Raw genomic sequence first — 23,737 nt, 5'->3', positions numbered from 1 at the left:
GCTGCCGCGGGGTGGAATGCCTCGGGGGCTGTACGGACCGCTCGTCTGCGGTCGTACAGCCCCCGGTGAACCTCGACGTTGCGTCAGTACGCCGCGCTGCGCAGGCCCTGGAGGTCCAGCTGTTCGGTCTCGTCGTGCGGCGTCAGGTCGACGACCTGGCCCACGGCTCGGGACGTCTCGTCGGCGGGCTTGAACTCCGCCTCCGACTCGGCCTTGTGCAGGGCCAGCGCTTCCTGGCCGACCACGTCGGCGAGGTCCTCGTTCTGCACCGCCTCCAGGGCCGCGGGCTCGGCGTCCTGCTTCGTGCCGAAGAAGTCGAAGCCCCCCTCGACCGCGGCGCGGCGGACCGGCTGGGCGGCCGGGACGACGGCTACGGCGGTCGGGACCGCGAAGTGGCCGGCCTGACGCTGCACGGAGCCCGCCGGGCGGGGGACGATCTCACCGGACGTGGACGGCTGCTGCGGGATGCCCGTCGTGTGCGCGGGTTCGAGGGCGTGGGCGGGCTGCTGCGGGATCTCGGCGGCGGCCTCGCGCGCGGGCTCGACGGCGGTGTCGGTCCCCCGTGCGGGCTCCGCGGCGGTGCCGGCCTCGCGCGCGGGCTCCACAGCGCTGTCCGTCGTCCCGCGCGCGGGCACGTCACGTTCCCGGGTGACCTCGTCCCGTGCCGCAGAGGTGCTCTCCTGGGAGGCGCCGTCCCGCTCGGACGGGCGGTCCTCGTCCCGCGCGGGGACGCCGTCCGTCTCGGGCACTCCGTCGCGGAGCGCCTCGTACCGGTCCTCGCTCCCCGTGGACCCGGCGACCGCGTGCCCCTGCGCGTCGGCCGCCCCGGGCTTCCCCTCGCCCTCGTCCTCCGCCACGGGCTCGCCGCCCTCGGGGCCGTCGCCCTTGGGAGAGCCACCGCCCGACGGCCCGTCACCCTTCACGGACGAACCGCCCACCGGCGAACCCCCCTCGGGGGAACCACCCTTGAGGGAACCGTCCTTGGCGGAACCCCCCTCGGCCGCCTCGACCACCCCGGGCCTCTCGAACCGGCCCAGCGCCGCCGCGGCCCGCAGGAACAGCTTCGACCCCTCGGGCGAGAACAACCCCGGAGCCGAAGGCTCGACGGCGGCGCTCTCAACGCCCTCAGCGGCCCCGGAGCCGTCGTTCCCGGCAGCCTCAGCCGTCCCGGCACCCTTGACCCCGGCCCGCTCGGCCCCGGCGGCCTCGGCGACCCCGGCGCCCTTGGCTGCGACCACCTCGGCGGCCCCGGCGCCCTTCGCCCCGGCCCTCTCGGTCCCAGCGCCCTCGGCCCCGCCCTCAGCCCCGGCAGCCCCCGGCGTCAGGGCCTCCAGCTCCAACCGCCGCCGCCCCTCCAGCGCGCTCGCCCGCTCGGTCTCCGCGTTCGCGTACCGCCGCAGCAGCGCGGCATGCTCGTTGCGCAGCCCGGCCAGCTCGGCCCGCTTCGCGCGCAGGCGCTGTTCCAGCTTGCCGCGCAGCTCGCGGGACTCCTCCAGGTCGGTCTCCAGCTCGGCGACCCGCTCCTCGTAGCGCCACTCGTCGCTGACCCGCGCGCGCGAGAGATCGGCGACCGTCTTGCCGGCCTGCGCGTCCCAGCGCCGCAGGACGGCCGCTCCGACGATCGCGACGGCGGCGGCGAACGCGGCTATCACGCGCAGTACGCCCGTATCGGAGAACAACCAGGGCCCGAACGCGCAGACGAGGGAGACGCCTGCGATCGCCGACGGGGGCAGCAGCCTGTGCAAAGGCGGTGAATGGCGGTGACGTCCACGTGGCATGGCCAGAAACTTACCGCGCGTAGGGATGCGTTGGCGCCCCGCCCCGTAAAAACACAGCCATCCCGAAACCTTCGCACGGCAGGAGAAATGAATTCCGGCCAGAGCATGCGGAGGGACGGGCGAAATCCAAGATCATTTCCGGTCGGAGTGCGCGGCGGGGGCCTGAACAGCCGTCCCGCGTGCGCCTGTCGCGCACCCGCGCGCGGGACTCACGGTTGCGTCAACCGTTCGCTGACCCACTGAAGGGTGGCCGGAATCTCCCGCCGCCATGTGTTGAAGTTGTGACCTCCGCTGTCGAGGATGATCGACGAGATGCGCGTACGGTTCGTCGCCTTCACCAGATCGATGAACTTCAGGGTCGCCTTGTAGTTCGACTCGCCCTCTTTGCTGCTGGTGACGAGCAGTGAGGTGTCCGGCGCGGGACGGTGCTTGATGAACCACTTCAGGTCCGCCTCGTTCTTCAGCGTCCCGTTGCCCTGGAACAGATCGCCCGTGGTGGGGTCGATGGGCGCCTTGTAGTACGGCGAGAGGCCCGCGCCCGCGGCGAACACCCCGGGGTGGTGCATCGCGAGCTTCAGGGCGCAGTACCCGCCCGTGGAGTCCCCGATGACCCCCCACTTCTTGGCGACCCGGTAGTGCGAGGCGATCGCGGCGGGCAGGTCCTTCGCGAAGAACGACTCCGTCTGGGGCCCGCGCGGGATGTCGACGCACTCCGTGTCGCGCGGGGGCGCGACGGTGGGCCGCAGCATCACGAGGATCATCGGCTGCATCTTCCCGTCCTTGGCGAGGTCCCGCGCGGTGCGCGGGAAGTCCAGCTTGTCGACGAGCGCCTGCGCCGTGCCCGGGTACCCCGTCAGGACGATCGACGCGGGGAACGCGCGCGTGCGGTACTGCGGCTGGAAGTACTCCGGCGGCAGGTACACGTACGCGGGTGACGCGATGTGCGTCGTCCGGCCGGTTATCGAGACCTTGTGTATCTGCCCGCGCGCCTGCGGGCTTCCGCCGGGCCCCTCCACGCGCTGCTCGTCGAGGACCTTGAGGGCTCTCGCGGGGCCGCCGGAGGCGTGGTCGACGACCACCCCCTGGCCGTTCTCCTTGCCGAAGAGGTCGGCCCAGCTGGCGTAGAAGCCGAACGCCTGGTTGGCCGCGAGGCCCACCGCCGCGAAGAGCGCCACCTGGGTGGCGAGCAGCAGCCCCACGCGCCCGGCGACCGGGGCGACGCCCTGCCGCGCCAGCCGCGGCCACAGCCAGACCGTACCGATGAACAGCAGTGCGGCGCACACGATCGCCAGCACCAGCACCTTGTTGCTCGTAAGACCCATAGGGCGTTCCCTGCCTGCGCTTTCCTCGCCGGGCGCCCACGCTGCCCGCACTTCTTCGCGAGGGCTTGTCCCGGTCTTTCCCTGACCTTTGGAGCCGCTTTGGGGATGTGAGTGAACCTCTCTCCCCGAGACACCGTCCTAGAGGGCGCAATGTCGCCGGTTCGGCCAATCACGGCACCGGGATCAAGGTCACTCGCGGAACTACGGGATGCGATGTCTGTCAGGGAAGATGGGGAAATGTCGGGCGGGGTTCCGATCCGATCAAGTCGCGTACGGCGCGTTCTGCGAGGTCCGCGCCCCGAGTCCGTTCCGGTTCTCGTCGGCAGAGCCTGTGCCGTCGTAGGACTGCTGGACGTCGCGGCGGGAGTGTTCCCGCGGTTCCGCCACAGCCGTATGCACTCGCTCGCGGAAGTGCTGCCCGGGTCGTTCGGCCCGTTCGCGGCGGCTCTCTCGCTCAGCGCGGGCATCCTGCTGCTGCTGCTCGCGCACGGCCTGAAGCGCGGCAAGCGGCGGGCGTGGCGCGCGGCGGTGGCCCTGCTCCCGGCGGGCGCGGCGGCGCAGTTCACGTACCGCCACTCCCCCGTGGGCGTGATCATCTCGGTCGCGCTGCTGGTCGCGCTGATCGTCTACCGCGACCAGTTCGACGCGCTGCCCGATCCGCGCAGCCGCTGGCGGGCACTGGCCAACTTCATCCTCATGGGCGCGGGCTCCCTCGCTCTCGGCATGGTCATCGTCAGCGTCCACTCGGAGCGGATGGTCGGCGACCCGAGCGTGGCCGACCGGCTGACGCACGTGGTGTACGGCCTGTTCGGCTTCGAGGGGCCCGTGGACTACGCGGGCAACACCTCCTGGACGGTCGCGTTCTCCCTGGGCGCGCTGGGCTGGGTGACCGCGCTCACCACGATCTACCTGGCCTTCCGCCCCGAGCACCCGGCCGCGCAGCTCACCGAGGAGGACGAGACGAAGCTGCGCGCGCTGCTGGAGAAGCACGGCCGCCGCGACTCCCTCGGCCAGTTCGCGCTGCGCCGCGACAAGGCCGTCGTCTTCTCGCCCAGCGGCAAGGCCGCCGTCACCTACCGCGTGGTCTCCGGCGTGATGCTCGCCAGCGGCGACCCCATCGGGGACGTCGAGGCGTGGCCGGGCGCGATCGAGCGGTTCATGGACGAGGCCAAGGCGCACTCCTGGACCCCGGCCGTGATGGGCTGCTCCGAGACCGGCGGCGAGGTCTGGACCCGCGAGACGGGCCTGGACGCGCTGGAGCTCGGCGACGAGGCGGTGGTCGACGTCGCGGATTTCTCGCTGGCCGGCCGCGCGATGCGCAACGTCCGGCAGATGGTCAAGCGCATCGAGCGCGCCGGGTACGAAACCCGCGTCCGTCGCATCCGTGACCTCGGCGACACCGAGCTGGAGCGCATCCGCAGGGCCGCCGACGACTGGCGCGGCACCAGCACCGAGCGCGGCTTCTCGATGGCGCTGGGCCGCATCGGCGACCCCGCCGACGGCGACTGCCTGATCGCCACGGCGCACAAGGCCGACGACGTCACCGACGCCTACGGCGACCTGAAGGCGATCCTGCACTTCGTGCCCTGGGGCAACGACGGTGCCTCGCTCGACCTGATGCGCCGCGACCGCTCCGCCGACCCCGGCATGAACGAGCTGCTCATCGTCGCCGCCCTCCAGGCCGCCCCGAAGTTCGGCATCACGCGCGTGTCCCTCAACTTCGCGATGTTCCGCTCCGCGCTCGCGCGCGGGGAGAAGATCGGCGCCGGCCCCGTCCTGCGCGCCTGGCGCGGGCTGCTCGTCTTCCTCTCCCGCTGGTTCCAGATCGAGTCCCTCTACAAGTTCAACGCGAAGTTCCAGCCCCGTTGGGAGCCCCGCTTCGTCGTCTACCGCAACTCCGGAGACCTGCCCCGCATCGGCTTCGCCGCCATGCAGGCGGAGGGCTTCGTCGACCTGGCCATCCCCCTCCCCCGCTTCCTGCGCCGTACCCCCGCGCCCGCGCGCCCCTGCGCGCACGTGACCGAAGGGGATGTGCGCGCCGCGTAGGACAGGACGCAACGGTGCCGACGCAACGGCGGCGTCACGACGATACGGTTTCGTCGCGACGCCGCCGTTGCGCGTCACGACGGTACGGTCCCGTCCCGACGTCCCCGCCCCCGCACCCCCACCCCGACCCGCACTCCCGCCTCCCCCCGGGGCCTACGCTGAACGCATGAGCAAGCAACGCGGGCGCGTCACCGGACTCCCCGAATGGGACCGGTGTGCGGTGATGGGGGTCGTGAACGTCACCCCGGACTCCTTCTCCGACGGCGGTCGCTGGTTCGACACGACGGCCGGCGTGAAGCACGGTCTGGACCTGGTCGCCGAGGGCGCGGACCTGGTCGACGTCGGCGGCGAGTCGACCCGCCCCGGCGCGCGCCGGGTGGACGAGGACGAGGAACTGCGCCGGGTCGTCCCGGTGGTGCGCGGGCTGGCCTCCGAGGGCGTCGTGGTCTCCGTGGACACCATGCGCGCGTCGGTCGCCGAGCAGGCCCTCGCCGCGGGCGCGCGCCTGGTGAACGACGTCAGCGGCGGCCTCGCCGACCCCGCGATGATCCCGGTCCTCGCCGCCTCGGACGCCCCCTTCGTCGTCATGCACTGGCGCGGCTTCCTGGAGGGCGCCACGATCCACGGCGTGTACGAGGACGTCGTGGCCGAAGTCGTGGACGAACTGCGCGCGCGGGTGGACGCCGTTCTCGCGGGCGGCGTCGCGCCGGACCGGATCGTCGTCGACCCCGGGCTCGGCTTCTCGAAGGAGGCCGAGCACGACCTGACCCTCCTCGCCCACCTGGACCGGCTGCACGCCCTCGGCCACCCCCTGCTGGTCGCCGCCTCCCGCAAGCGTTTCCTGGGCCGCGTCCTGGCCGGCCCCGAGGGCGCCCCGCCCCCCGCGCGCGAGCGCGACGCGGCGACTGCGGCGGTCTCCGCGCTCGCCGCACAGGCGGGCGCGTGGGCGGTGCGCGTGCACGAGGTGCGGGCCACCGCGGACGCCGTACGCGTCGCGCGCGCGGTGGAGGGCGCCCGGACCGGACACGCCCCGCAGAGCGGCGCCCCGCGCGCGCAGCACCCCCGCACACCCGCCGTACCCGCCGTACCCCCCGTGTCCGCGGAAGGAGACCGGTGAGCGCGCCTCACACCGACGTCGAGCAGGTCGAGGCCGCCAACACGGCGTTCTACGAGGCGCTGGAGCGCGGCGACTTCGAAGGGGTGTCGGCGCTCTGGCTGACCCCGTCCGACCTGGGGGTCGACGAGGAGTACCACGACCCGGCGGACGCCGGGGTGGTGTCGTGCGTGCACCCGGGGTGGCCGGTGCTGACCGGGCGCGGCGAGGTGCTGCGCTCGTACGCGCTGATCATGGCGAACACGGACTACATCCAGTTCTTCCTCACGGACGTGCACGTGTCGGTGACCGGGGACACCGCCCTGGTGACCTGCTCGGAGAACATCCTCTCCGGCGGCCCCGCACCGGCCGCCGGGGAGGAGCTGGGACCGCTGGTGGGGCAGGTCGTCGTCGCGACGAACGTGTTCCGGCGCACCCCGGACGGCTGGAAGCTGTGGTCCCACCACGCCTCCCCGGTGCTCGCGGAGAACGACGACGCGGCCGAGGAGGACGACGAGCCGGCGCCCTGACCGGGATCCGGCCCTGACCGGGATCCGCCCCCGCACGCCCCCCACAGGGAGCAAGAAGTGGTTGGAATCACGAACCCGTGGGTAGGGGCGGCTACCGACCCGTCAGCGGCCGGGTCCGTCAAGGGAGTCGGTGAAGCGCTCCCGAGGCCCCGGCCCGGCCCCGCGGCCCCCGCGGACCGGCGCTGTCAGTGCTCGCGGGTAGATTCGAAATCCGAGGCCGGTGAGCCGCCCGACCAGGGCGGCAGCCGTCCGCCGACCGACGACTTGCAGGAGTGATTCGCGTGGATCGTGTCGCGCTCAGCGGCCTGAAGGCCCGCGGGCACCACGGGGTGTTCCCCAAGGAACGCGAGGAGGGCCAGACCTTCGTCGTGGACCTCGTGCTGGGCCTGGACACCCGCCCGGCCGCGGCCGACGACGACCTGGCGAAGACCGTGCACTACGGCATCGTGGCCGAGGAGGTCGTGGCCGTCGTCGAGGGCGAGCCGGTCAACCTCATCGAGACGCTCGCCGAGCGCATCGCGCAGACCTGCCTGAAGCACGACGGGGTCGAGGAGGTCGAGGTCCGCGTCCACAAGCCGGACGCCCCGATCACCGTCCCGTTCGACGACGTGACCGTCACGATCACCCGGAGCCGCGCATGAGGCCGCCCGCCGACCCGACCGTCCAGCCGGTGCCCGCGTCCGTCGTCGAGAAGGTCGACGCCGCCGACACGACGCTGCACAACCCCCAGTGGGCCGTCCTGTCCCTCGGCTCCAACCTCGGCAACCGCCTGGAGACCCTCCAGGGCGCCGTGGACGCCCTGGAGGACACCCCGGGCGTCCGGATCAAGGCCGTCTCGCCGGTGTACGAGACGGAGCCCTGGGGCGTCGACCCGGCGAGCCAGCCGTCGTACTTCAACGCGGTGGTCGTCCTGAAGACGACGCTCCCCCCGTCGTCCCTCCTGGAGCGGGCGCACGCGGTGGAGGAGGCCTTCGACCGGGTGCGCGCCGAGCACTGGGGCGCGCGCACGCTGGACGTCGACATCGTGACGTACGCGGAGGTCGTCGACGACGACCCGAAACTCACCCTCCCGCACCCGCGCGCGCACGAGCGGGCGTTCGTGCTGGCCCCCTGGTACGACGTCGATCCGGACGCCAAGCTGCCGGGCCGCGGCGCGGTCGCCGAGCTGCTCGGCGAGGTCGGCCGGGAAGGTGTCGTCCCCCGGGCGGACCTGGAACTCCACCTGCCCGCGTAGTCGTTAAGGTCGGTGACGACACTGCGTCCGCGGGAGGCTCCCGCGGACCCCCGGGGGAGCCGAAGGGACACCGTGAGAGAGCTGCGCATCAGGGTGCTGGCCGGCGTGTTCGCCGTCGCCGCGATCCTGTCCTGGGCGGGCGCCCGCCTCTGGAACTCGCTCGGGACCCTCCCCAGCGTCCCGCTGGCCGCCCCCATCGTGCTGGCCCTGATCGCGGCCGTCCTGCTGGCCACCGCGCTCTCCCTGCGCGCCCGCCTGAGGGCCCAGCGCGAGCGTCGCCCCGGCGCGAAGGGCGTCGACCCCCTGATGGCGGCCCGCGCGGTCGTCTTCGGCCAGGCGAGCGCCCTGGTCGCCGCCCTCGTCGCCGGCGTCTACGGCGGCGTGGGCGTCTTCCTCCTGGAGTCCCTCGACATCCCGGCCCGCCGCGACCAGGCCATCTACGCCGGCTTCTCGGTCCTCGCGGGGATCGCCGTCATAGTCGCCGCGATCTTCCTGGAACGCGTCTGCCGCCTCCCGGAGGACGACGACCACACCAACGGCAACGGCCAGCCGTCGGCGGCCTGAAGCGCCCCGAGAGGCCCGCTCAGCGGGCCATGATCAGGCTCATCGCCTCGTTGCGCGTAGCGGGGTCCCGCAGCTGGCCGCGCACGGCGGACGTGATGGTCTTCGCCCCCGGCTTGCGCACCCCCCGCATCGTCATGCACATGTGCTCGCACTCGACGACGACGATCACCCCGCGCGGCTCCAGGATCTGCATCAGCGAGTCGGCGATCTGCGTGGTGAGCCGCTCCTGCACCTGCGGCCGGCGCGCGAAGACGTCGACGAGCCGGGCGAGCTTCGACAGCCCGGTGATCTTCCCGTCGGCGGACGGGATGTACCCGACGTGCGCGACACCGACGAACGGGACCAGATGGTGCTCACAGCTGGACATCACTTCGATGTCCTTCACGAGCACCATCTCGTCGTGCCCGAGGTCGAACGTCGTGGTCAGCACGTCCTCCGGCTTCTGCCACAGCCCCGCGAATATCTCCCGGTACGCCCGCGCCACCCGCCCCGGTGTCTCCCTCAGGCCCTCGCGGTCGGGGTCCTCGCCGACCGCGATGAGGAGTTCGCGCACGGCGTTCTCGGCGCGCTTCTCGTCGAACTCGCCGATGGTGCCCTCGCCGTCCAGCGTCACGGGGTCGGTCATGTGGCTGCCTCGTTCCTGTGCGGGTCGCGCGTATGGGTCACGCGCCTGAGCTGCGGGCCTCGGGCCCTGCGGCTGGAAAACGCCGCACCCCCCAGGCTAGGTCCTGGGGGGTGCGGCATCCATTTCGGGCCCGGTGTCAGCCGTCCGTGCGGTCCTCGGGTGCCTCGACCGCCGGGGCGGGTTCGGCGACCGACGCCTTGGCGGTGATCGCCGCGGCCGAGGAGCCGTTCGCGCCGTTCGTCAGGGCCAGCTCCTTGGGGGAGAGCACCGGCGGACGGGTCGACGGGGTACGGCGGGAGGAGCCGGTCCACGCGGGCCGCGCGGGCCGCTTGTGGATCGCGGAGAAGATCTCGGCGATCTCCTCCTTGCCGAGCGTCTCCTTCTCCAGCAGCGCGAGGACGAGGTTGTCGAGGACGTCGCGGTTCTCCACCAGGATTTCCCAGGCTTCGTTGTGCGCGTTCTCGATGAGCTTCTTGACCTCTTCGTCCACCAGGGCGGCGACCTCTTCCGAGTAGTCGCGCTGGTGGGACATCTCACGGCCGAGGAAGGGCTCGGTGTTGTCGCCGCCGAACTTGATGGCGCCGAGCCGCTCGGTCATGCCGTACTGGGTGACCATCGCGCGGGCCGTGGCCGTGGCCTTCTCGATGTCGTTCGCGGCGCCCGTGGTCGGGTCGTGGAAGACCAGTTCCTCGGCCGCGCGACCGCCCAGCATGTAGGCGAGCTGGTCGAGCATCTCGTTGCGGGTGGTCGAGTACTTGTCCTCGTCCGGGAGGACCATCGTGTAGCCGAGGGCGCGCCCGCGGGACAGGATGGTGATCTTGTGGACGGGGTCGGAGTTCGGGGAGGCCGCCGCGACCAGGGCGTGTCCGCCCTCGTGGTAGGCGGTGATCTTCTTCTCCTTGTCCGACATGATCCGGGTCCGCTTCTGCGGGCCCGCGACCACACGGTCGATCGCCTCGTCGAGCATGCCGTTGTCGATGAGCTTCTTGTCGCTGCGCGCGGTGAGCAGGGCGGCCTCGTTGAGGACGTTGCTCAGGTCCGCGCCGGTGAAGCCCGGGGTGCGGCGGGCGACCGCCGCGAGGTCGACGTCCGGTGCGACCGGCTTGCCCTTCTGGTGGACCTTGAGGATCTCCAGACGGCCCTGGAGGTCCGGCGGGTCGACCGCGATCTGCCGGTCGAAGCGGCCCGGGCGCAGCAGCGCCGGGTCGAGGATGTCGGGCCGGTTCGTCGCGGCGATGAGGATCACGCCGCCCTTGACGTCGAAGCCGTCCATCTCGACGAGCAGCTGGTTGAGCGTCTGCTCGCGCTCGTCGTGACCGCCGCCGAGGCCGGCGCCGCGGTGGCGGCCGACCGCGTCGATCTCGTCGACGAAGACGATCGCCGGGGCGTTCGCCTTGGCCTGTTCGAAGAGGTCACGGACCCGGGAGGCACCGACGCCGACGAACATCTCGACGAAGTCGGAACCCGAGATCGAGTAGAAGGGGACGCCCGCCTCGCCGGCGACGGCGCGCGCGAGGAGCGTCTTGCCGGTGCCGGGACGGCCGTAGAGGAGCACGCCCTTGGGGATCTTGGCGCCGACGGCCTGGAACTTGGCCGGCTCCTGGAGGAACTCCTTGATCTCGTGCAGTTCCTCGACCGCCTCGTCGCATCCCGCGACGTCCGCGAACGTCGTCTTCGGGGTGTCCTTGGTGATGAGCTTGGCCTTCGACTTGCCGAAGTTCATCACCCGGGAGCCGCCGCCCTGCATCTGATTCATCAGGAACAGGAAGACGACGACGATGAGGACGAAGGGGAGCAGGGAGAGCAGGATGCCGACGAACGCGTTCTGTTTGGTCGGCGAGACGGTGTACCCGTCGGGGATCTGCTTGTCCTGGTATTTGCTCTGTAGCGTGCCGGCGATGGTCACGCCCTGGTCGCCGATGTAGCTCGCCTGGATCTTCGAGCTGCCCTTGATCTTCTCACCGGACTTGAGCGTGACCTTGATGGTCTGCTCGTCACCGGTGGTGATCTTGGCCGACTCGACCTTGTTGTCGTTGATCGCCTGGACGACCTGGCCGGTGTCCACCGTCTTGTAGCCGCCGGACGAGCCGACGACCTGCATCAACACGACCACGGCAAGGACGGCCAGCACGATCCACATGACCGGCCCACGGAAGTATCGCTTCACGTCCATCCACACGGAGCGGTGCCGCCCCGTCCCTCCTGCCATAGTGAGTTTGATAAGACAGTTCTTCCGACGGTACCCCAGCCTGGGCGGCCACAGCCGCACTCAGGACCCGGCAGTGCCGTCTGCATGCTCCAACGGCGCGAATCCCGCCGGGGTTCCCGACCGCGCCGTATTCCCGCCGTACGGGTTTCCCGGCCGGCTTCCCAGCCGCCTCCCAGCCGTCTCTCAGCCGCCGTAGACGTGGGGCGCGAGCGTACCGACGAACGGCAGGTTGCGGTACTTCTCCGCGTAGTCCAGGCCGTATCCGACGACGAACTCGTTCGGGATGTCGAAGCCGACCCACTCGACGTCGATGGCGACCTTGGCCGCGTCGGGCTTGCGCAGCAGCGTGCACACCTTCAGCGACTCGGGCTCGCGCGAGCCGAGGTTGGACAGCAGCCACGACAGGGTCAGGCCGGAGTCGATGATGTCCTCGACGATGAGGACGTGCCGGCCCTTGATGTCGGTGTCGAGGTCCTTGAGGATCCGCACGACGCCGGAGGACTGGGTGCCCGCGCCGTACGAGGACACCGCCATCCAGTCCATCGTGACGGGGGTGGACAGCGCGCGCGCGAGGTCGGCCATGACCATCACCGCGCCCTTGAGGACGCCGACGATGAGCAGGTCCTTGCCCGCGTACTCCGCGTCGATCTTCGCGGCCAGCTCGACGAGCTTGGCGTCGATCTCTTCCTTGCTGATGAGCACCTGTTGGAGGTCGGCACCCATGTCTTTCGCGTCCACCCGCATCACTTTCGTCGCTCGTCCCACCGGCCACCACCCCTGGAGGAGGGGCGGGGATCAGCTCTGCCGGATGACCAGTCTGCCACCCTGCCGCTGGGCGACGACCCGGCCCGGCAGGTTGATGGCCTTCTGGCCGCGCCAGCCGGTGATCAGCCGGTCGATCTCCTCGATGTGCCGGGCGAAGAGGGAACCGGCCGGGGCGCCCGCCTCGATGGCCGCGGTCCGCAGGATGCGGCGGCGTACGGCGGGCGGCAGGGCGTAGAGCTTGGCGCACTCCAGGAGGCCCGCCGCGTCCCGTACGGACGCCTCGGCCTGGCGCGCCCAGGTGTCGAGGGCGTCGGCGTCGTCCCGGGAGAGCTGGGCGGTGCGGGCGAGCGCCTCGACGACGCCCTTGCCGAGGGCCTTCTCCAGGGCGGGCAGGCCCTCGTGGCGCAGGCGCGAGCGCGTGTAGGCGGGGTCGGCGTTGTGCGGGTCGTCCCAGACGGGCAGCGACTGGACCATGCACGCCTTGCGGGCGGTCTGCCGGTCGACCTGGAGGAAGGGGCGCCGGTAACGGCCGCCGGCCCCCGAGACCGCGGCCATGCCGGACAGGGAGCGGATCCCGGAGCCGCGCGCGAGGCCCAGCAGGACGGTCTCGGCCTGGTCGTCGCGGGTGTGCCCGAGGAGGACGGCCGTGGCGCCGTGGCGTACGGCGGCGTCGTCCAGGGCGGCGTAGCGGGCGTCGCGGGCGGCGGCTTCCGGGCCGCCCTCGCGGCCGACCGTGACGGCGGCCGACTCGACGGGGTCCAGGCCGAGTTCGCGCAGTCGCTGGACGACCTCGCGCGCGCGTTCGGCGGAGCCGGTCTGGAGGCCGTGGTCGACGGTGACGCCGCCCGCGCGCAGGCCGAGGCGGGGGGCTTCGAAGGAGAGCGCCGAGGCGAGCGCCATGGAGTCGGCGCCGCCGGAGCAGGCCACCAGGACGAGCGGTGGGGAGGAGGGGGGCGCGGGGTGGTCGTGCTCGGTGAGGATGTCGTGGAGGACGCGGCGGACCGCCAGGCGTATCGCCGCGACCGCAGGATGGGGACCCATGTCCGGTTCCCTTCATGAAGTTTTTCGGGGGGGTGCACCCGAGCTATGTCACTCAGAGTGTGTAGATGGTGACAGAGCCGGGCCGTTCCCCGAGCATTGCACGCCTTCCGGTGGCTCACGGTCCCTCGGACGGGTGATTGCTACGGCGTTTCCCTGCCGTCCGCTCACATATCGGCCTTCCTGTGCACGCGCGCGACCCAGTCCGCCGGTTTCGCGATCTCCGCCTTCGTGGGGAGCGTGTTCGGGGACGTCCACACGCGGTTGAAGCCGTCCATGCCGACCTGGTCGACCACCGCGCGCACGAAGCGCTCGCCGTCGCGGTACTGCTTCATCTTCGCGTCCAGGCCGAGCAGCCTGCGCAGCGCGACGTCCAGCCGGGAGGCGCCCTTCGCCCTGCGCTGCTGGAACTTCTCGCGGATCTCCGCGACGGTCGGGACGACCTCCGGGCCCACGCCGTCCATCACGAAGTCGGCGTGCCCTTCGAGCAGCGACATCACCGCCGTCAGCCGGGCCAGGATCTCCCGCTGCGCGGGCGACTGCACCAGCTCCACCAGCGAGCGCCCGCCGTCGTCTTCCTCGCCCTCCGGGCGGCCCCCCGCGAGCGACTGCGCCGCCTCCCGGATGCGCTCCAGGAACGTCGACGGGTCGACGTCCGTCTCGCCCAGGAACGACTGGATCTCGCCCTCCAGGTGGTCCCTCAGCCACGGGACCGCCGAGAACTGCGTACGGTGCGTCTCCTCGTGCAGGCACACCCAGAGCCTGAAGTCGTGCGGGTCCACGTCGAGTTCGCGTTCCACGTGGACGATGTTCGGGGCGACCAGCAGGAGCCTGCCGCCGCCGTTCGAGCCCGCCGGGAGGTCCCTCGTGGCCGGCGCGAACGTCTCGTACTGGCCCAGCACCCGCGACGACAGGAACGACAGCAGCATGCCCAGTTCCACGCCGGTCACCTTGCCGCCGACCGCGCCCAGGACCGCGCCGCCCGGCGAACTGCCCCTGCGCTCCTGCATCTTGTCGAGCAGGGGGCGCAGCACCTCGCGGAACCCCGCGACGTTCGCCTTCACCCACCCGGGGCGGTCCACCACCAGTACGGGGGTGTCGTGCGTGTCCTCCGTCCCCATCCGGGTGAATCCCCGGACGTGGCCCTCCGACGCCTTCGCGTACCGCCGCAGTTCCGCGACGATCTTCCGCGCTTCGTCCCGGCTGACCTCTGGGCCCGGCCGCACGAGGCGCGTCGCGGTCGCCACCGCGAGATTCCAGTCGACCATCCCGGAAGAAGCACCGATGCTCGTCATGCCGTCAACCGTACGTGAGCGGTCCGACAACGGGCAGGGCGTGGAGGGGTCGGGTGCGGGCCGGGGCGGTGGCGGGGTACGCGGGGGCCGGTGGGGGCCGGTGAGGTGCTAGGCGCAGCCGCAGTCCGCCAGTGCCGACGCCGTTCTGTCCAGGGCCGCCTGGGCCGCGTCCGCGTCCGTCGTGTCCGAGGCGAGGAACGCGAAGGCCAGTTGGCGGCCCTCCCGGTCGACGACGGTGCCCGCCAGCGCGTTGACGCCTGTCAGGGTGCCTGTCTTGGCGCGGACGACGCCTGCTGCCCCGTTCGAGTAGCGGGTGCTCAGGGTTCCCGTGAAGCCCGCGACGGGGAGGCCCGTCAGGACGGGGCGGAGGTTCGGGTGGGCCGGGTCGGCCGACGTCGTCAGGAGGGCGGTCAGGAGGGCGGGCGTCAGGCGATCGTTCCTGTCCAGGCCGCTTCCGTCCCTGATCGAAACTCCGGCCACAGGGAGGCCCAGTTTCGTCAGCCGGGCCGTGATCGCCGCGCCCGCGCCCGCGAAGTCCGGTCGGACGCCGGTCGCCAGGGCCGTCTGGCGGGCCAGTGCCTCGGCGATGTCGTTGTCGCTGTTCGTAAGCATGCGTTCGACCAGGGCCGACAGGGGCGGCGAGCTGACCGTCGCCAGCGTCTGCGCGCGGGACGTCGCTTTCGAGGGGCCCGGGGCCTTCGTCCGGATGCCCTCGGCCTCCAGGAAGCCCGCGAACTTCGCCGTCGCGTCCTGTGCCGGGTCCGGTACGCGTTCCACGGCGCCGCTCGTCGAGTCGTCCGGGCGGCCCTCGTCGGCCGTCAGGGCGACCACGCGCGCGAGGTTGGGGTTCTTGCCGATCGGGTGGCGGTCGGGGCCCGCGTACAGGGTCGTGTCGTAGGACAGGGTGACGTCCGTCAGGCCGCGCTTCTTGAGGGCCGCCGCCGTCGACTTCGCGAGCGTGCGCAGGCTGGCCCAGCCCTGCGCGTCCGCGCGTGCGGTGAGCGTCGGGTCGCCACCGCCGACGAGGACGAGTTCCCGTGTGTCGGGTTCGAGGGCCGCGCGGGTGACGAGGCGGTGGTCGGGGCCCATCGCGGAGAGCGCGGCGACGGCCGTGGCGATCTTCGTGGTGGACGCGGGGGTGAGCGGCGTGGTCGCGCCGGAGCCGTACAGCAGCTTGCCGGTGGACACGTCGACGACCGCCGCGGCGTGCCGGACGAGCGCCGGGTCGGCCAGGAGGGGGCCGAGAACGGCCGTGAGGGCCCCTGTGGCGGGCGCGGGGGCCTTGACGGTCCCCGTGGCGCTCCCGAGGCCCGTGAGGACGGAGAGGGCGCTCGGAGCGGGTTTCGGCACCTGCCCCGCCGTCCCGGAGGAGCCCCGCCCGTGCCCCGCGCCGTCGATCGCGGCGGCCCGCTCCCGCTCGGCCGTCCGCTGCCCGCTGGAGTCCCAGGGCCCCGCAAGGGTCGCCGCCCCCACGGCCAGCACCAGCCCGACCCCGGCAGCCCCGGCCCCGTACCGCAGCGTCCGCCGCGCCGGCACATCGCCGGCCTGCGGCCGAACGGCCCCGCCGAGTCCCACGACGTACGGCACAACCGGCGCCACCGCACGGCGGGCCTTGCCGAGCCCCGGCCGCACAGCCGCAACAGCCCTGCCCAACGAAGGCCGCACAGCCGCAACAGCCCTGCCCAACGAAGGCCGCACGGCCCCGACGGCCTTGTCGACCGGGGAACGCACCGCAGCGGCAGCCGCAACCACCGGAGAACGCGCCGCCCCGTCGACTCCGGCACGCTCCACGCCATCCGCCTCACCGCCAGCCGAACCCGCCGACGACTCACCCGCCTCCCCCCGAGACGCCCTCGCCGCACCGGCAGCCGACCCCGCCACCCCGGCCGACGGCGTCCCCGCCGGCTCGCCCACCTCAGCCGACGGAGAGTTCTCCACCCCGCCCTCCTCGCCGACAGCCGCCCCCGGACCACCCAGAAACGCTCCCCCCGACCCGGCAGCCGACCCCGCCACCCCACGCGCCTCAGCCGACGGCGTCCCCGCCGGCTCGCCCACCTCAGCCGACGGGGAGTTCTCCACCCCGCCCTCCTCGCCGACAGCCGCCCCCGGACCACCCGGAGACGCTCCCGCCGCCCCCACAGCCTCACCGTCGGCCGTCCCCGCCGCGCTGTCCGTCTCAACCGGCGAAGGGGGCTCCCCCTCGTCCCCCTCACCGAAGGCCGAACCCGAACCCACCCGCTCACGCGCCTCGGACGGAGGCAGCCCCAGCGCCTCGTCCATCTCCGCCAGGAGAGATCTCACCTCCTCGCCGATCTCGACCGACACCGGGCGCGCCGCCTCAGCCGCCTCGCCAGGTGACGAACCCGACGCCTCGTCCGCCTCCCCCGACGGGGCACCGACCGTGCCCTCCGCCTCGACCGGCGGCGAATCCACCGGCCCGTCCGCCTCGGCCGACGAAGAACCCCCCGCCTCAGCCTGCGAAGAACCCTCCGCCCTGCCCCCTCCACCAGCAGACGAACCCTCCGCACCACCCACCACAACCCCCGAGGAACGCTCAAGCCCATCTGTCTCGTCGGCTACCGATGCCTCCGGAGCCCGCGCCGCCTCGCCCGCCTCGGTCGCCGCGTCCGCCAGGGACCCCGCCCCCGCGCGCGCGGGGCGCTCCACCCCACCCGACTCTCCGCCAGGCACCCCCACAGCGCCGCCCTCCTCCGCCGCAGGCGAGCCCGCGTCCTCGGCGTCAGTCTGCGGCGCGCGCTCCGGGCCAGCCGGTTTGCCGTCAGGCGTACCCACTCCGTCACCCTCCTCAGCCGGCGGGGAACCCGCCGCTCCGTGCCCCTCGGCGGCGGACGGACCCACCGCGTCGCCCTCCGCGCCTTCGGCCTCGGTCACGCGGGAGCGCGCCGCCCCATCCGCCTCGTCGGAAGCCGAATCCGCCACACCCGTCCCCGCCGGACCCCCCGCCCCGTCAGCCTCGGTCAGCGGGGCGCGTAGCCTCTTTTCCGCCTCGTCGGAGTGGGGGCTCGCGGCCTGTCCCGGTCTCGGCTCCGGCATGGCCACCAGCCCCTTTCGCGATCACACATCGGCGTGAGGGACACTTAACCACCCGAAGTCTGTGCTGATCATGGAGGAGCCACCGGTGGAGTTCGACGTCACGATCGAGATCCCGAAGGGTTCGCGCAACAAGTACGAGGTGGACCACGAGACCGGTCGGATCCGCCTGGACCGTCGACTCTTCACCTCGACCGCGTACCCGACCGACTACGGATTCGTCGAGAACACGCTCGGCGAGGACGGCGACCCGCTGGACGCCCTCGTCATCCTGGACGAGCCGACGTTCCCGGGCTGTCTCATCAAGTGCCGCGCGATCGGCATGTTCCGGATGACGGACGAGGCCGGCGGCGACGACAAGCTGCTGTGCGTCCCGGCGACCGACCCGCGCGTGGAGCACCTGCGTGACATCCACCACGTGTCGGAGTTCGACCGCCTGGAGATCCAGCACTTCTTCGAGGTCTACAAGGACCTGGAGCCCGGCAAGTCCGTCGAGGGCGCCGACTGGGTCGGCCGTACGGAGGCCGAGGCGGAGATCGAGCGGTCGTACAAGCGCTTCCAGGACCAGGGCGGCCACTGAGCATCCCCGGGACCCGTGTTGAAGGGCCGCGCGCGTGCGTACGCGTGCGGCCCTTTCGGCTGTCTGTGCGCATACTGAGGGCCGAGACGGAAGGTGTCGTTCCAGGGAGCGTTTCTCAGTGTCGGAGCCGGTGGACCGCAAGCCGCGGTCGGACGAGGCGCGCAGTGCGTACGACCCGGAGATCACCTCCGAGTTCGCGCTCCCGGTAGGGCTCGACGCTCCCAGAGCGGGCGAGTCGGAGACGACCTCGGAGTTCGCCGTCCCGGAGGGTCTGGACACCCCGAAGCCGCCCGGTGAGCCGGAGGGCTCGGCGTTCAGCACGCCGAGTGCCTACAGCGCGCAGGACGCGCCGCCCGCGTTCACCCCGCCCGCCGGGATCCCCGTCATCAGCCTCACGAAGGACGCGCCCTGGCAGGACCGGATGCGCACGATGCTGCGGATGCCGGTGACCGAGCGGCCCGCGCCGGAGTCGCCGCCGAAGCACACGGACGACGGCGGCCCCGCCGTCCCGCGCGTGCTGGACCTCACGCTGCGTATCGGGGAGCTGCTGCTGGCCGGCGGGGAGGGCGCGGAGGACGTCGAGGCGGCGATGTTCGCGGTCTGCCGGTCGTACGGGCTGGACCGCTGTGAGCCGAACGTCACGTTCACGCTCGTCTCGATCTCCTACCAGCCCTCGCTCGTCGAGGATCCGGTGACCGCGACGCGGATCGTACGGCGCCGAGGGACGGACTACACGCGCCTGGCAGCCGTTTTCCGGCTCGTCGGGGACCTGAGTGACCCCGAGGCCCATCTGAGCCTTGAGGAGGCGTACAGGCGCCTCGCGGAGATACGCCGCAACCGGCACCCGTACCCGACGTGGGTGCTGACGTCCGCGAGCGGGCTGCTGGCCGGGGCGGCGTCCGTGCTCGTCGGGGGTGACGCGCTCGTGTTCGTGGCCGCCGCGCTCGGCGCCGTCCTCGGGGACCGGCTCGCGTGGCTGCTGGCCGGGCGGGGGCTGCCGGAGTTCTACCAGTTCGTCGCCGCCGCGCTGCCGCCCGCGGCGATCGGTGTGGCTCTCACGCTCGCGCGCGTGGACGTCGCCGCGTCCGCCGTCATCACCGGTGGGCTGTTCGCGCTGCTCCCCGGGCGCGCGCTGGTGGCCGGTGTGCAGGACGGGCTCACCGGCTTCTACATCACCGCCGCCGCGCGCCTGCTGGAGGTCCTGTACTTCTTCGTCGGCATCGTCGTCGGCGTGCTCACCGTGCTCTACATCGGCGTCAACCTCGGGGCGCGCCTCAACCCGGACGCCGCGCTCGTCACCGCCGACCGGCCCGGGTGGCAGATCGGCGCGGCGATGATGCTGTCGCTGACCTTCGCGGTGCTGTTGCAGCAGGAGCGGTCGACGGTGCTCGCGGCGACGCTCAACGGGGGTGTGGCGTGGTGCGTGTACGGGGCGATGCATCACGCCGGTGAGGTGTCGGCGGTCGTCTCCACGGCCGCCGCCGCCGGGCTGGTGGGGCTGTTCGGGCAGTTGCTGGCGCGCTACCGGTTCACGTCGGCCCTGCCGTACACGACCGCCGCCATCGGGCCCCTGCTGCCCGGTTCCGCGACCTACTTCGGGCTGCTGTCGATCGCGCAGCACGACGTGGACCGGGGGCTTGTGGGGTTGTCGAAGGCGGCGGCGCTGGCGATGGCGATCGCCATCGGGGTCAACCTGGGGTCGGAGATCTCGCGGCTGTTCCTGCGGGTGTCCGTGGAGAAGCGGAAGTCCGCGAAGCGCACGCGCGGGTTCTGACCGGTCCCGGTCAGTTCTGCGGGTAGCCGTTCTGGGAGTAGCCCTGCTGGTGCGGCTGCTGGGGCTGCTGGCCGTACGGGTACTGCTGCTGGTTGTTGTCGTAGTAGCCGCCGCCGTACTGCTGTTGCTGCGGGGGCTGCTGCTGGCCGCCGTAGTACTGGCCGTTGCCGTTGTTGTACGGCTGCTGCTGGGCGTCGGGCTGCGGGATGCGGCGCAGTTGGGTCGTCGCGTCGTCCATGTGCTGCTGGGGGGCCTGGAACTGGGGCTGCGGGGCGGGCTGCCGGTCCGCCTCGCGCTTCTTCTTCGAGCGCTCGCGCAGGAACTCGATGATGATCGGGACGACCGACAGGAGGACGATCAGGATCAGGATCGACTCGACGTTCGTACGGATGAACTCGATCTGGCCCAGCCAGTAGCCGGCCAGCGTGACGCCCGTGCCCCAGGCGATGCCGCCGATGATGTTGTACGACAGGAACGTGCGGTACTTCATCCGGCCGGCGCCGGCGACGATCGGCGCGAACGTGCGGACGATCGGCACGAAGCGGGCCAGGACGATCGCCTTCGGGCCGTACTTCTCCATGAACTCGTGCGCCTTGTCCAGGTTCTCCTTCTTGAAGAGCTTGGAGTTGGGGCGGTTGAAGAGTTTCGGGCCCAGGAACTTGCCGATCATGTAGCCGACCTGGTCACCGATGATCGCGGCGGCCACGATCAGCGTGCAGACCAGCCACAGGGGCTGGTCGATGTACTTCCCCTGGGCCACGAACAGGCCCGCCGTGAACAGCAGGGAGTCGCCCGGGAGGAAGGCGAACAGGCCCGACTCCGCGAAGACGATCAGCAGAATGCCCGGCAGGGCGAACGTCTCGATCAGATAGTCCGGACTGAGCCACTCGGGGCCGAGAGCGAGCGTGATCACGGGGATGTGGCTCCTGCTGTGAGGGTACGAAGCTGGCGGGGGCGGGCGTGGGACTGCGCTCCCAAACGTATCAACGCAGCCGCACCGGGCCAGGTTCCAGGCGGGTACCCAGGATGCACTGTGCGCGCGCTGGGGCAAAGCTGTGGACATGAGTATCGAGGACTACGGCGGCGGGCAGGGGCCCCAGCCGGACGTACTGGTCGTGACCACGAACGATGTGCCCGGGTATCGGGTGGATCAGGTGATCGGGGAGGTGTTCGGCCTCACGGTCCGCTCCCGGCATCTCGGCAGCCAGATCGGGGCGGGCCTGAAGTCGCTGATCGGCGGCGAGCTGAAGGGGCTGACGAAAACGCTCGTCGAGACCCGCAACGAGGCGATGCAACGCCTGATCGAACAGGCACGCGCGCGCGGGGCGAACGCGGTACTGGCGTTCCGTTTCGACGTGACGGAGGCGGCGGACGTGGGGACGGAGGTGTGCGCGTACGGGACGGCGGTGGTGCTGGCGCGGGAGTAGCGGGCGGGGCTAGGACGCGTGCCGGTTCGCGTTCTCCCTGATCGCGGCCCGCAGGTGCTCCGCCAGGCCCTCCCCCATGCCGTCGTAGTACGCCTTGAAGCGTTCGTCCGAGACGTACATGTCACCGAAGCACGTGTGCAGCTCGTACGGGCAGTCGAAGTACCAGTGGCCGATGTGCCGGCGGTGTTCCTCCGCGAGGGACACCGCCTCGTCGCTGTGCGGGGGTGTGCCGGCCGCGACCAGGGCCGTGTAGCGGGACTCCCAGGCGTCCGTCTCGGCCTTCAGGCGCTGCCAGTCGGCCTTGGTGTAGGTGGCGGTGCGGCGCATGCTCTCCGCGTACGTGTCGGTGCCTCCCCAGCGTTCGGCGGCCTCGTCGGCGTACCGGTCGGGGTCCTTGTCGCCGAAGACCTCGAAGCGTTCTTCGGGGGTGAGGTTGATTCCCATGGTCCGTGCCTCCAGGGCTTGTTGGACTGCGGTGGCCATTTTTTGGAGCCGGTCGATGCGGGCGGCGAGGAGGTCTCGCTGGCGGCGCAGGTGCTGCGCGGGGTCGGTTTCGGGGTCGTCGAGGAGCTGTGCGATCTCCTCCAGCGGGAAGCCGAGTTCTCGGTAGAACAGGAGGCGCTGGAGGCGGTCGAGGTCGGATTCCGTGTAGCGGCGGTGGCCTGTCGGGGTGCGGTCGGTCGGGGGGAGGAGGCCGATCGCGTCGTAGTGGTGGAGGGTGCGGACGGTGATGCCCGCGAACTCGGCCACCTGTCCTACGGAGTACGTCACGTCGGGCTCCTGTCCGTTCTCGGTCGCGTTTCACTGTGGGGCCTCACGTCGCGTGAGGTGCAAGTCTGTTTCCGGGAACCGGGCAATCGTGGCGAACGTTCACAGAGCAGACGAGCTGGTGGGAGGCGGGCATGGCGTTGCACGAGGGGCCGAGGAAGCACGAGGAGCGGGCGTTGTCGGTGAACCCGTTCTTCGGGGAGGCCGACCCGGTGGGCGGGATGAGCGAGGCGCCGCCCAAGCACCGGCTCGCGGAGGGGCCGATGGCGCCGTCGACGGCGTATCAGCTGGTGCACGACGAGTTGATGCTCGACGGGAACTCGCGGCTGAATCTCGCCACGTTCGTGACGACGTGGATGGAGCCTCAGGCCGGTGTGCTGATGGCCGAGTGCCGTGACAAGAACATGATCGACAAGGACGAGTATCCGCGGACCGCCGAGCTGGAGCGGCGGTGTGTGGCGATGCTGGCGGATCTGTGGAACGCGCCGGATCCCTCGGCGGCGGTGGGGTGTTCGACGACCGGGTCCAGTGAGGCGTGCATGCTCGCGGGGATGGCGTTGAAGCGGCGGTGGGCCGCGCGGAACCGTGACCGGTATCCCGGTTCCGCGCGGCCCAACCTCGTCATGGGGGTGAACGTCCAGGTCTGCTGGGAGAAGTTCTGCAATTTCTGGGAGGTGGAGGCCCGGCAGGTGCCCATGGAGGGGGACCGGTTCCATCTCGATCCGCAGGCCGGCGCGGAGTTGTGCGACGAGAACACGATCGGGGTCGTGGGGATTCTGGGGTCCACGTTCGACGGGTCCTACGAGCCGATCGCGGAGTTGTGCGCGGCGCTGGACGTCCTTCAGGAGAGGACCGGGATCGACGTGCCGGTGCATGTCGACGGGGCGTCGGGCGGGATGGTCGCGCCGTTCCTCGACAAGGAGTTGGTGTGGGACTTCCGGCTGCCCCGGGTGGCGTCCATCAACACGTCCGGGCACAAGTACGGGCTGGTGTATCCCGGGGTGGGGTGGGCGGTGTGGCGGGACAAGGAGGCGCTGCCGGAGGAGCTGGTGTTCCGGGTGAACTACCTCGGGGGCGACATGCCGACGTTCGCGCTGAACTTCTCCCGGCCCGGCGCGCAGGTCGTCGCCCAGTACTACTCGTTCCTGCGGCTCGGGCGGGACGGGTACCGGGCGGTTCAGCAGTCCACGCGGGACGTCGCCCAGGGGCTCGCCGGGAAGATCGAGTCCCTGGGCGACTTCCGGCTCCTCACGCGCGGGGACGAACTGCCGGTGTTCGCGTTCACGACGGGTGAGGGGGTGGACGCGTACGACGTCTTCGACGTGTCCCGGCGGCTTCGGGAGAAGGGGTGGCTGGTGCCGGCGTACACGTTCCCGGCCAACCGGGAGGACTTGTCGGTGCTGCGGGTCGTCTGCCGGAACGGGTTCTCCCAGGACCTCGCGGAGTTGTTCTTCGAGGACTTGAGCCGGCTGGTGCCGGAGCTTCGGCGGCAGCCGCATCCGCTGACGCGGGATCGGGGGGCGGCGACCGGGTTCCATCACTAGTGTCCTGAGTCGGGAATTCGCTGCGTAAGTCAGTGCTGGTTCGGCATGATGGCCGGATGGCGAGGACGGGACGGCCGAAGGCCGAGCTGGTGCT

At 71.7% G+C, this 23,737-nt stretch carries 20 protein-coding genes; 10 read left to right on the top strand and 10 right to left on the bottom strand.

The genetic code is table 11. The features are described 5' to 3' along the window. Positions 1-83 precede the first annotated feature (83 nt). Together PV682_RS36575 and PV682_RS36570 are read right to left on the bottom strand one after the other, a co-directional pair. On the bottom strand, positions 84-1,778 hold the full coding sequence (locus PV682_RS36575; protein WP_319736054.1) for a hypothetical protein: 1,695 nt from the start codon (positions 1,776-1,778) through the stop codon (positions 84-86). Positions 1,779-1,987: 209 nt separating this feature from the next. Further along, on the bottom strand, positions 1,988-3,100 hold the full coding sequence (locus tag PV682_RS36570; protein ID WP_319736053.1) for an alpha/beta hydrolase: 1,113 nt from the start codon (positions 3,098-3,100) through the stop codon (positions 1,988-1,990). A gap of 237 nt (positions 3,101-3,337) precedes the next feature. Between PV682_RS36570 and PV682_RS36565 the strand changes: the two genes are divergently transcribed. The 6 genes from PV682_RS36565 (at position 3,338) to PV682_RS36540 (ending at position 8,567) form a co-directional block, all read left to right on the top strand. Beyond that, complete coding sequence (locus PV682_RS36565) at positions 3,338-5,146, top strand: phosphatidylglycerol lysyltransferase domain-containing protein (protein ID WP_319736052.1); 1,809 nt, start codon at positions 3,338-3,340, stop codon at positions 5,144-5,146. A 166-nt stretch (positions 5,147-5,312) separates the two neighbouring features. Beyond that, positions 5,313-6,263 carry a dihydropteroate synthase gene (folP, locus tag PV682_RS36560; RefSeq protein WP_319736051.1) on the top strand — a complete coding sequence of 317 codons (951 nt, stop codon included), beginning with the start codon at positions 5,313-5,315 and terminating at the stop codon, positions 6,261-6,263. Continuing rightward, entirely contained in the window at positions 6,260-6,769 is a 510-nt protein-coding gene (locus PV682_RS36555; RefSeq protein WP_055724794.1) for a nuclear transport factor 2 family protein, read from the top strand. The genes folP and PV682_RS36555 overlap by 4 nt, the downstream gene beginning before the upstream one ends. A 281-nt stretch (positions 6,770-7,050) precedes the next feature. Then, the gene (gene folB / locus PV682_RS36550; RefSeq protein ID WP_010351447.1) at positions 7,051-7,410 is read left to right on the top strand and encodes a dihydroneopterin aldolase; all 360 of its coding nucleotides are present in this window, start codon (positions 7,051-7,053) and stop codon (positions 7,408-7,410) included. Beyond that, the gene (gene folK / locus PV682_RS36545) at positions 7,407-8,003 is read left to right on the top strand and encodes a 2-amino-4-hydroxy-6-hydroxymethyldihydropteridine diphosphokinase (RefSeq protein ID WP_319736050.1); all 597 of its coding nucleotides are present in this window, start codon (positions 7,407-7,409) and stop codon (positions 8,001-8,003) included. Before folB ends, folK begins: the two co-directional genes overlap by 4 nt. A 72-nt stretch (positions 8,004-8,075) precedes the next feature. Beyond that, entirely contained in the window at positions 8,076-8,567 is a 492-nt protein-coding gene (locus PV682_RS36540) for a DUF3180 domain-containing protein (RefSeq protein WP_319736049.1), read from the top strand. Positions 8,568-8,586: 19 nt separating this feature from the next. Here PV682_RS36540 and folE read toward each other — a convergent pair whose 3' ends face one another. From folE to dacB, 6 genes are all read right to left on the bottom strand, one after another. Next, positions 8,587-9,192: a GTP cyclohydrolase I FolE gene (gene folE / locus PV682_RS36535; RefSeq protein WP_319736048.1), complete on the bottom strand. Its 606-nt coding sequence runs from the start codon at positions 9,190-9,192 to the stop codon at positions 8,587-8,589. A gap of 136 nt (positions 9,193-9,328) precedes the next feature. Then, positions 9,329-11,365, bottom strand: coding sequence for an ATP-dependent zinc metalloprotease FtsH (ftsH, locus tag PV682_RS36530; protein ID WP_319736089.1), 2,037 nt, complete (start codon positions 11,363-11,365; stop codon positions 9,329-9,331). Positions 11,366-11,584: 219 nt separating this feature from the next. Beyond that, positions 11,585-12,145: a hypoxanthine phosphoribosyltransferase gene (hpt, locus tag PV682_RS36525; protein WP_055724789.1), complete on the bottom strand. Its 561-nt coding sequence runs from the start codon at positions 12,143-12,145 to the stop codon at positions 11,585-11,587. 51 nt (positions 12,146-12,196) lie between these two features. Continuing rightward, positions 12,197-13,207: a tRNA lysidine(34) synthetase TilS gene (gene tilS / locus PV682_RS36520; protein ID WP_319736047.1), complete on the bottom strand. Its 1,011-nt coding sequence runs from the start codon at positions 13,205-13,207 to the stop codon at positions 12,197-12,199. A gap of 164 nt (positions 13,208-13,371) precedes the next feature. After that, the gene (locus tag PV682_RS36515) at positions 13,372-14,499 is read right to left on the bottom strand and encodes a zinc-dependent metalloprotease (RefSeq protein ID WP_079056863.1); all 1,128 of its coding nucleotides are present in this window, start codon (positions 14,497-14,499) and stop codon (positions 13,372-13,374) included. Between the two features lie 108 nt (positions 14,500-14,607). Further along, a complete protein-coding gene (gene dacB, locus PV682_RS36510) occupies positions 14,608-16,185 on the bottom strand; it encodes a D-alanyl-D-alanine carboxypeptidase/D-alanyl-D-alanine endopeptidase (RefSeq protein WP_319736088.1) in 1,578 nt (525 codons plus the stop codon). Between the two features lie 1,453 nt (positions 16,186-17,638). Here dacB and PV682_RS36505 point away from each other — a divergent pair. Together PV682_RS36505 and PV682_RS36500 are read left to right on the top strand one after the other, a co-directional pair. Continuing rightward, positions 17,639-18,130, top strand: a complete 492-nt coding sequence (locus tag PV682_RS36505) for an inorganic diphosphatase (RefSeq protein ID WP_109363348.1) — start codon at positions 17,639-17,641, stop codon at positions 18,128-18,130. Between the two features lie 118 nt (positions 18,131-18,248). Next, positions 18,249-19,904, top strand: coding sequence for a threonine/serine exporter family protein (locus PV682_RS36500; RefSeq protein WP_319736046.1), 1,656 nt, complete (start codon positions 18,249-18,251; stop codon positions 19,902-19,904). 10 nt (positions 19,905-19,914) lie between these two features. Here the strand turns inward: PV682_RS36500 and PV682_RS36495 are convergent, their stop codons facing one another. Continuing rightward, entirely contained in the window at positions 19,915-20,817 is a 903-nt protein-coding gene (locus PV682_RS36495; RefSeq protein ID WP_319736045.1) for a DedA family protein, read from the bottom strand. A 148-nt stretch (positions 20,818-20,965) separates the two neighbouring features. Between PV682_RS36495 and PV682_RS36490 the strand changes: the two genes are divergently transcribed. Further along, the gene (locus tag PV682_RS36490) at positions 20,966-21,331 is read left to right on the top strand and encodes a YbjQ family protein (RefSeq protein WP_112473148.1); all 366 of its coding nucleotides are present in this window, start codon (positions 20,966-20,968) and stop codon (positions 21,329-21,331) included. A 9-nt stretch (positions 21,332-21,340) separates the two neighbouring features. Here the strand turns inward: PV682_RS36490 and PV682_RS36485 are convergent, their stop codons facing one another. Continuing rightward, entirely contained in the window at positions 21,341-22,102 is a 762-nt protein-coding gene (locus PV682_RS36485) for a MerR family transcriptional regulator (RefSeq protein WP_319736044.1), read from the bottom strand. Positions 22,103-22,233: 131 nt separating this feature from the next. Here PV682_RS36485 and PV682_RS36480 point away from each other — a divergent pair, with 131 nt between their 5' ends. Then, positions 22,234-23,643 carry a glutamate decarboxylase gene (locus PV682_RS36480; RefSeq protein WP_319736043.1) on the top strand — a complete coding sequence of 470 codons (1,410 nt, stop codon included), beginning with the start codon at positions 22,234-22,236 and terminating at the stop codon, positions 23,641-23,643. The last annotated feature ends 94 nt before the right edge of the window (positions 23,644-23,737 follow it).

Source organism: Streptomyces niveiscabiei, from assembly GCF_033794345.1.
Taxonomy (GTDB): Bacteria; Actinomycetota; Actinomycetes; order Streptomycetales; family Streptomycetaceae; genus Streptomyces; species Streptomyces niveiscabiei.
The sequence above is the reverse complement of the archived record's forward strand: the minus strand, read 5'-3'. Positions and strand labels throughout refer to the sequence as shown.

Excerpts from the sequence above, each read along its gene's own strand:
- PV682_RS36575 (WP_319736054.1), bottom strand. The coding sequence starts at position 1,778 with ATGCCACGTGGACGTCACCGCCATTCACCGCCTTTGCACAGGCTGCTG.
- PV682_RS36570 (WP_319736053.1), bottom strand. The coding sequence starts at position 3,100 with ATGGGTCTTACGAGCAACAAGGTGCTGGTGCTGGCGATCGTGTGCGCC.
- PV682_RS36565 (WP_319736052.1), top strand. The coding sequence starts at position 3,338 with ATGTCGGGCGGGGTTCCGATCCGATCAAGTCGCGTACGGCGCGTTCTG.
- folP (WP_319736051.1), top strand. The coding sequence starts at position 5,313 with ATGAGCAAGCAACGCGGGCGCGTCACCGGACTCCCCGAATGGGACCGG.
- folK (WP_319736050.1), top strand. The coding sequence starts at position 7,407 with ATGAGGCCGCCCGCCGACCCGACCGTCCAGCCGGTGCCCGCGTCCGTC.
- folE (WP_319736048.1), bottom strand. The coding sequence starts at position 9,192 with ATGACCGACCCCGTGACGCTGGACGGCGAGGGCACCATCGGCGAGTTC.
- ftsH (WP_319736089.1), bottom strand. The coding sequence starts at position 11,365 with ATGGACGTGAAGCGATACTTCCGTGGGCCGGTCATGTGGATCGTGCTG.
- hpt (WP_055724789.1), bottom strand. The coding sequence starts at position 12,145 with ATGCGGGTGGACGCGAAAGACATGGGTGCCGACCTCCAACAGGTGCTC.
- tilS (WP_319736047.1), bottom strand. The coding sequence starts at position 13,207 with ATGGGTCCCCATCCTGCGGTCGCGGCGATACGCCTGGCGGTCCGCCGC.
- PV682_RS36515 (WP_079056863.1), bottom strand. The coding sequence starts at position 14,499 with ATGACGAGCATCGGTGCTTCTTCCGGGATGGTCGACTGGAATCTCGCG.
- PV682_RS36490 (WP_112473148.1), top strand. The coding sequence starts at position 20,966 with ATGAGTATCGAGGACTACGGCGGCGGGCAGGGGCCCCAGCCGGACGTA.
- PV682_RS36480 (WP_319736043.1), top strand. The coding sequence starts at position 22,234 with ATGGCGTTGCACGAGGGGCCGAGGAAGCACGAGGAGCGGGCGTTGTCG.